This window comes from Arthrospira sp. PCC 8006 (assembly GCF_046480465.1).
Classification (GTDB): domain Bacteria; phylum Cyanobacteriota; class Cyanobacteriia; order Cyanobacteriales; family Microcoleaceae; genus Limnospira; species Limnospira platensis.
Map to the genome: position 1 here is coordinate 21,962 of NZ_PKGG01000051.1, position 7,333 is coordinate 29,294.

Here is a 7,333-nt window from a genome sequence, read left to right on the forward strand (position 1 = left end):
GATGCCAACCAGAGACTTTAGAAGTTACCTAAAAGTTAACAGTAAATATGATAAATGTTGAGATGTTGACTCGCAACTTAATGTTTTGATATATTTACTGTTGCCAAAATTGTGCTATAATTAGTAGCAGGGTGTGACTGGATAGGTTAGACTAACTTTAAAATTATCAGATAAATGTGAGGTTCTATGGCTCAGTATATCCTCGCGCTATTGATTTCGTTAGGCATTGGGTTTGGGGTAAATTCCTCAATTAGAATTATCAGTGATGGAGATGAAGCATTAGTGGCTCGGTTAGGGAAATATAACCGAACTCTGAAGCCTGGCTTACAGTTTGTGATCCCGGTGATTGAAAAAATCGTACACTATGATACTTTGCGGGAGAGGCTGTTAGATATTCCCAAACAAGAGGCAATTACTAAAGATAATGTTCCCCTAACTATTGATGCTTTGGTGTTTTGGAAAATCCAAGATATGCGAAAATCTTTCTATGATATTCAGGGAGTAGAAGATGCGATCGGGAATTTAGTAACTACGACTCTGCGGGCGGAGGTGGGATTAAGAAATATGGAGGATATGTTTTCGTCTATCAATGAAATTAATACCGCACTGCTTCACAATATAGCGGAGAAAACGATAAATTGGGGAGTGCAAGTAGTACGGGTTGATTTACAAAGCATTGAACCTCCGGCTAAGGTGAAATTAGCGATGGAGGCTCAAAGGGCTGCGGAGAGTCAAAAAAAGGCTGATATCAGTATAGCAGAAGGTAAAGCGGCATCGATTAAAGTTTTAGCAGAGGTGCTGAACCTAGATCCAAATAGTCGAGAGTTTTTACAGTTTTTGATTGCTAAACAGTTCGTAGACGCTAATCAACAAATTAGCATGAGTGAAAATGCCAAAGTAATATTTATGGACCCGTCCCAATTAACGGAAGCCCTGACGGGACTCATAGACCAGGATATGTCGAGAGTTGAGTCCCAGGCGGCTATGAGAGGAAAATTATTCTCGAAGGGAAACAGTCACCCCAAAGAATAGTGATCATGAAGGGGGGAAATTAGGGGTTAATTTTCTGCCAAGTGTCCTGCAAATATTGGCACCACTGGGCGGCGAGGGAAAGTTGTGTAAAGGGAACACGGATAGGGTCAGGTTGATCTTGCAGGATAAATTCTAACTCGACGGATTTTCCTTTTTGGGGGAGTTGGTCGAGGCTGACAGATTTATTATCCACCAATAGCCATATTGACTGAACATCCCGGAGAGAAAAAGTTTGTAAGTTAACAGGACCCTGGCGAGTGGGTTTACCCCAGGTCAGTTGGTCGCCACTGTGACCTAAGACGGCATAGATATCATATTTGGCTTGATCAAATTTTTCAGCCCACAGCTTATAGGCTTCTAACTTCTGATATTCATTCCACCCAGACCAGGCGAGTCCAATAAACACAGCCAGCAGGGGAAGCCACAGTAATCCTCGTTCCATAATTTATCTGATTTGAGCGTTTAATACGAATTTAGAATCTTCGAGATACAATAGAATCACCAATTTGATGATTTGTCTGGTCGGTAACTGACCGTTGGACGAATTAGCCGTTAACTATGGCGAAAACACATGAAAAGATTTCTACTACTTTGCCTATTCCTGCTTGGGTTGGGCTGGGCGGTGTCTAACTTCACTGGCTTGGCTACCCAAGGCACATTTGATTCGATTGTACTAGATTTTCGGGAAGATTTGACTCAAACGGAAATAGCCGATCGCATTAGAACGATCGCCGATCAGTATCAAGTAGTTCCTCAGTTAAACAGTAAATTCTCCAAAGACGATAACATTTATGTGGTTCGTGGCGATCGCGATCTACTCAGATCCCTAAGAAGGTCTTTGCGCCAAGACACAGAAGCGATCGAACCTAACTTTATTTACCGCATTGACACTCAACCCATGAATGTCGCGGCGATTATTTTGGGTGACTCTAACAACTTTCCCAATGACCCCCTCTACGGTAAACAGTGGAATTTACGCAGTATCAATATAGAGGAAGCCTGGAAAGAAACCCAAGGAGAAGGGGTGACAGTGGCGGTCATTGATACCGGAGTCAGTCGGGTTCCCGATTTAAAAGATACCGAATTTGTCCCCGGTTATGACTTTGTGAATAACCGCCGGGAAGCCTCCGATGATAACGGACATGGAACCCATGTAGCGGGCACTATTGCCCAATCTACCAACAATGGCTATGGGGTGGCAGGTATTGCCCACCGCGCCAAAATCATGCCCTTAAAAGTCCTCTCAGCCGGTGGTGGTGGCACAATTTCCGACATTGCAGAGGCGATTAGATTCGCGGCCGACAATGGCGCTGATGTCATTAACATGAGTCTCGGTGGTGGCGGCGAAACTCAATTGATGAAAGATGCGATCGACTACGCCTATAACAAGGGTGTAGTAATTATTGCTGCCGCTGGTAACTCTGGAGAAAATGCCGCAGCTTATCCCGCCCGTTATCCCAGAGTGGTGGCAGTTTCTGCCCTCGACTCTACCGGAAATAAAACCCCCTACTCCAATTTTGGCGCAGGTGTCGATATTTCTGCCCCCGGTGGCTTGACCCAGGGCGACAATGAAGATGGAGGCATTCTCCAGGAAACCATTGACCCGGCTACAGGCGGATCAACCTTTGCCGCTTTTCAGGGAACCAGCATGGCTTCCCCCCATGTGGCTGGAGTAGCAGCTTTAATTCGCGCCACCGGGGTTGATAGCCCTGATGAAATTGTGGCGATTCTCAAAGAGTCCTCCCGTCAAGTGGCTGAAGACCCCTTTAATCATTTTGGCGCTGGTCATTTGGATGCTGCTAGTGCTGTACAAGTGGCGCTGCGGGGACAAATTTCCTTCCGTGACTTTTTCCGCTGGCTGCGGGAGAGTGGTTATCTGAGTCCGCGCTTCTGGATTGATGGCGGCGCGGTGGCTTTATTGCCCAAAATTGCCATGGTTTTGGGGTCCTATTTGTTGGCTTGGTTCCTCCGCAATTATTTCCCCTTCCGCTGGGGTTGGTCTATGGCTGGCGGTTTGATCGCCGGAAGCAGTGGTCTATTTTTCTTGCGGGGTCTGTACATCTTTGATTTGCCTCAATGGCCGATGCGGGTTATGGGTAGTTCTTTACCTGAACTTGGCGGCGCAATTCAGGGTAGCAGTGTGTTGAATCCTGTATTTGCTAGTGTATTGATTCCGGCGGTTTTGGTGGTACTATTCCTGGGTCATCCAGAGTGGAAGTGGTTGGCGATCGGTACTACTATTGGCGTGGCTAGTTTTTTGGTGATCAGTGCCTTTATTTCCCCAGCAGTTTGGGGTCTGGGAAGTGGGGCGATCGCTCGTGGTTTCTTGGTGATTAATGCCCTATTATGTATGGGTTTGGCGAGTTTAGCCTTGAAGTCGGAAACGACGATCGCTTAATTATTAGCACGTTGACCTCTATTTCCCCTCTGCTATGTCGGTGGAGGGGAATTATTCCGAATCTATCAAGTTTTTGACATAATGGGAGAGTTATAAATATGACTATCACTGTTGAAGGGGTTGTGGAAAAAAAAGGTTTTGGGACGGGGACTTGGGCGCTGGTTAGTGCTGAACAAACCTATGAGTTGAAGGATGCACCCCCGGAGTTGCAGCAGTCGGGAAAAAAGGCGATCGTCCAGGGGATTATTCGCGAAGATGTGATGACTCTGGCGATGATTGGTCCGGTTTTACAGGTGGAGTCTTTTCAGGCGCTATCTTAGGGTTAATTTAGGAGAGATGACTAGACAATGAAGCGACTTTTAACGTTAATATTGCTGTTTTCGCTGGGTGTGATTTTGCCTTGGGGTTGTGCTGCTACCAGTCCTGATGGTTCTCTGACTGGGACAGGTTCACAGAATGTTCTGAATATCTATAACTGGTCAAGTTATATTGCTCCACAGGCGATCGCTCAATTTGAACAGGAATATAACGTTAAAATTAACTATGATACCTACGATAGTGGGGAAAGTATGTATGCCAAACTACAAGCCGGAAATCCTGGTTATGATGTGGTATTTTCCCCCGATTATATGGTAGAAATTATGATTAATCAGGGAATGTTACAACCTCTGGATTTGGCGAGGATTCCTAATATTATCCATCTCGACCCGCAGTTTGCTAACCCTCCCTATGACCCCGGAAATCAATATAGTATTCCCTATCAGTGGGTGACTTTGGGAATAGGTTATAACATTGATAGAGTCGGGGAAAATATCAACAGTTGGTCTCAAKTATTTGACCCTGATTTTGCCTCCAAGTTTTCCCTATTGTATGATATGCGACACACTATGGGGGCGGTATTAATTTATTTGGGTTATGACCCTAATACTACCAATCAAAATGAAATTTTTGCCGCTAGGGATTTCTTAATTCAAAATAGTTCTCATATCACCGCCTTTGTTCCTGATACTGGTCAAAATCTCCTTAATCAAGGTGAGGTTGATATGACTATGGAATACAGCGGCGATATCTTTCAAGTAATGCAAGAAAATCCTAAGTTGCGTTATGCAATTCCTCAAGAAGGCACAATTATTGGTATGGATAATATGGTGATTCCTACAGGCGCACCTAACCCGGATTTAGCTTTGACATTCATTAATTTTATCATGAAACCGGAAATTAGTGCCCAAATCTCCAATTTTATTAACTATGGTTCCCCTAATAAAACGGCGATCGCTGAAAAGTTGATTAAACCAGAAAATTTGGCAAATCCTGGTATTTATCCCCCTCCCGAAGTTTTTGCGAAACTCAGATATTTGGAAGATGTCGGAGAAGCTACTATCTTTTATGATCAAGCCTGGACAGAGGTTAAGTTGGGTGTAGGGTCTTAATTGAGCGACTATGAATCATGCGGTTGAACTGGTCAATGTTTCTAAGACTTTTCGGGGGAGTAAGCATCGAGATTTTTTAGCAGTCAATGGCTTAAATTTACAGATTCGAGATGGGGAGTTTTTCTCCCTCCTCGGACCTTCTGGCTGTGGGAAAACTACCACATTAAGAATGATTGCTGGGTTTGAATTACCTACCACCGGAGAAGTTTATATTCACGGTCAAGCTATGGGTCAGCGACCTCCCTTTCACCGTCCGGTTAATACTGTATTCCAACATTATGCTTTGTTTCCTCATTTGACTGTCGCCCAAAATATCGCCTTTGGACTGGAGATGGAAAATTTACCCTCTGTGGAAATTAGCGATCGCCTCTCTCAGGTGTTGGAGTTAGTCAAATTAACCGAAATGCGCGATCGCTATCCTCGTCAGCTATCCGGGGGACAGCAGCAGCGCGTCGCCCTAGCTAGGTCTCTAGTTAAACAGCCAGAGGTTTTATTATTTGACGAACCTTTAGGCGCTTTAGACATGAAATTGCGGAAACAAATGCAACTGGAACTTAAACAAATGCAGCAACGTATCGGAATTACTTTTATTTATGTTACCCACGACCAAGAAGAAGCCTTAACTATGTCCGATCGCATTGCTATTATGAACCAGGGAGAGGTTCAACAGGTCGGAACTCCTATCGAAATTTACGAATATCCCAAAACTCGATTTGTCGCCGATTTTATTGGGGATAGTAACTTCCTCACCGGACGGGTTATAGCAATTAATAATGACCAGCAAACCGTGTTAGTTGATGAATCTCTACCTATTCAAATTGTCGCCGAAAATAGTCTTTCTGTAGGACAAATTGTAACATTAGTAATTAGACCCGAAAAAATAACTCTATATCCTGTCAAGTCTGCTCATATCCCCAGTTGGTCTGGACTCTTGGAAGAAAGGGTTTATATCGGTACGGATACCCGCTACAAAGTTAAACTCTCCCCCAACTGTTATGTTATGGTGAGAGTCCAAAATTGGCATCGAGATGACCTCCAAAGATACCAGCCAGGTCAACAGGTTGAAGTGTTTGTATCTCCCGAAAGTATTGGGGTTCTCGAATCTTAGTTATTTGCACCTCCTCTTGAGGAAAATAACCCCAGTATCGGCGCAAGAATTATACCAAAAATAAACCCTCCCGCATGAGCCCAATAAGCTACCCCGCCGACTTCTTCTCCCGTAGCTGTATCTATATTAGGCGTAGAAGTCCCGGCAATAAATTGGAATGCAAACCATAAAATCAGGAAGAAATAAGCCGGCAGCCTTATAGGAATAAACGGAAAAAATGGGAAGATTACTAATAATTTAGCACGGGGAAACCGAATTAAATAGGCTCCTAAAACTCCGGCGATCGCTCCACTTGCTCCCAACAATGGTATGATAGAATCAGGGGACGCAAACCCTTGAATCAATGCGGCTGCTATTCCACATAGTATATAGAAAATCAAAAATTTGAAATGACCTAAACAATCTTCAATATTGTTGCCAAAAATACTCAGAAACAACATATTCCCCACAATATGACCAATACCACCGTGCATAAATTGCGAGGTAATTAGAGTCAACCAAGCTGGAAAGGTAAATGCTGCTGCTGGCATATCAGACGGACAACTTTGGGCGAGTTGACAGGGTATAAATGCACCAGTATAGATGATTTGTTCTACTTGTTCTGGTTCGGAAACTATCACCAGAAATTGTAGCGCAAAAACTATCAGATTGATAATAATTAACACCTTAGTTACCCAAGGGTTAATCTCAGTTGGGTTATCATCGCGAATGGGAATCAGGGGAGAGTACCTCTTAATTGATATACATTACATCTGCGATTATACCATTTTTGATATATGACCCGGACTCTATCCCCAGGGGTATAATTAACCCATAATGGACATATCACCACTTAGCCTCCCCCAACCTTTATCTGGTAGGAGTTACAGCTAAGTTGGTATCTGATGCGATCGGCACAATTTCAGTGGGACAGATGCAAGTTTGGGCGAAAATGCAACCGATCGCATTTTTTTTGACAATTTGGGGAGCAAAAACTATCCTGGTGTAGTCAATAAACTTGGGATTCTACAATCTGTAGAATGGAACATACATCGGGCTGTCGGTCAAAGCGATCGGCGGCTTTTCTCCGGTTATAGGGTAAATAGGAAGCGTTTATACGAGTTAAGTGACTTGGGTGGCGATCGCTTTAGTTTTTCTGTATGATGATTATGGCCATGAGTAATGGCTACTTGACAACCCGTTATTCGTTAGGGCCACAGACAACTCTACTCCCAAGTCCTAACGGATTCTTGTGGCTTTGGCTTGATTGTGCGATCGCGTTTACCTCTTGTCCCTGGCTGTTCATTGCTAAGTATTTTGTAAATCAACTTCATCAATTCATTGTCTCTTGAGTTGACCTCTGCTATTAACTTTTGGTTTTGCTTC

At 43.8% G+C, this 7,333-nt stretch carries 8 protein-coding genes; 6 read left to right on the forward strand and 2 right to left on the reverse strand.

Going from position 1 to position 7,333, the window contains the following annotated elements:
• Nucleotides 1-186 precede the first annotated feature (186 nt).
• Nucleotides 187-1,032, forward strand: coding sequence for an SPFH domain-containing protein (locus B9T16_RS10215; RefSeq protein ID WP_317269199.1), 846 nt, complete (start codon nucleotides 187-189; stop codon nucleotides 1,030-1,032).
• A 19-nt stretch (nucleotides 1,033-1,051) separates the two neighbouring features.
• Here the strand turns inward: B9T16_RS10215 and B9T16_RS10220 are convergent, their stop codons facing one another.
• Complete coding sequence (locus B9T16_RS10220; RefSeq protein WP_410244686.1) at nucleotides 1,052-1,474, reverse strand: hypothetical protein; 423 nt, start codon at nucleotides 1,472-1,474, stop codon at nucleotides 1,052-1,054.
• 129 nt (nucleotides 1,475-1,603) lie between these two features.
• Here B9T16_RS10220 and B9T16_RS10225 point away from each other — a divergent pair, with 129 nt between their 5' ends.
• The 4 genes from B9T16_RS10225 (at nucleotide 1,604) to B9T16_RS10240 (ending at nucleotide 5,968) form a co-directional block, all read left to right on the forward strand.
• A complete protein-coding gene (locus B9T16_RS10225) occupies nucleotides 1,604-3,430 on the forward strand; it encodes a S8 family peptidase (RefSeq protein WP_006618825.1) in 1,827 nt (608 codons plus the stop codon).
• A 98-nt stretch (nucleotides 3,431-3,528) separates the two neighbouring features.
• Nucleotides 3,529-3,750: a hypothetical protein gene (locus B9T16_RS10230; protein WP_006618826.1), complete on the forward strand. Its 222-nt coding sequence runs from the start codon at nucleotides 3,529-3,531 to the stop codon at nucleotides 3,748-3,750.
• Between the two features lie 27 nt (nucleotides 3,751-3,777).
• Nucleotides 3,778-4,860 (forward strand): PotD/PotF family extracellular solute-binding protein, encoded by a 1,083-nt coding sequence (locus B9T16_RS10235; RefSeq protein WP_410244687.1) that lies wholly within the window; start codon nucleotides 3,778-3,780, stop codon nucleotides 4,858-4,860.
• A gap of 10 nt (nucleotides 4,861-4,870) precedes the next feature.
• Entirely contained in the window at nucleotides 4,871-5,968 is a 1,098-nt protein-coding gene (locus B9T16_RS10240; RefSeq protein WP_410244688.1) for an ABC transporter ATP-binding protein, read from the forward strand.
• On the opposite strand, the gene B9T16_RS10245 is transcribed toward B9T16_RS10240, so the two are convergent.
• Entirely contained in the window at nucleotides 5,965-6,633 is a 669-nt protein-coding gene (locus B9T16_RS10245; RefSeq protein WP_081471278.1) for a rhomboid family intramembrane serine protease, read from the reverse strand. The two genes, B9T16_RS10240 and B9T16_RS10245, sit on opposite strands and share 4 nt — an antisense overlap.
• A 256-nt stretch (nucleotides 6,634-6,889) precedes the next feature.
• Here B9T16_RS10245 and B9T16_RS10250 point away from each other — a divergent pair, with 256 nt between their 5' ends.
• Complete coding sequence (locus tag B9T16_RS10250) at nucleotides 6,890-7,111, forward strand: hypothetical protein (RefSeq protein ID WP_410244689.1); 222 nt, start codon at nucleotides 6,890-6,892, stop codon at nucleotides 7,109-7,111.
• Nucleotides 7,112-7,333 lie beyond the last annotated feature (222 nt).

Coding starts and splice junctions, on each gene's coding strand:
- B9T16_RS10230 (WP_006618826.1), top strand. CDS start 3,529: ATGACTATCACTGTTGAAGGGGTTGTGGAAAAAAAAGGTTTTGGGACG.
- B9T16_RS10220 (WP_410244686.1), bottom strand. CDS start 1,474: ATGGAACGAGGATTACTGTGGCTTCCCCTGCTGGCTGTGTTTATTGGA.
- B9T16_RS10225 (WP_006618825.1), top strand. CDS start 1,604: ATGAAAAGATTTCTACTACTTTGCCTATTCCTGCTTGGGTTGGGCTGG.
- B9T16_RS10215 (WP_317269199.1), top strand. CDS start 187: ATGGCTCAGTATATCCTCGCGCTATTGATTTCGTTAGGCATTGGGTTT.
- B9T16_RS10240 (WP_410244688.1), top strand. CDS start 4,871: ATGAATCATGCGGTTGAACTGGTCAATGTTTCTAAGACTTTTCGGGGG.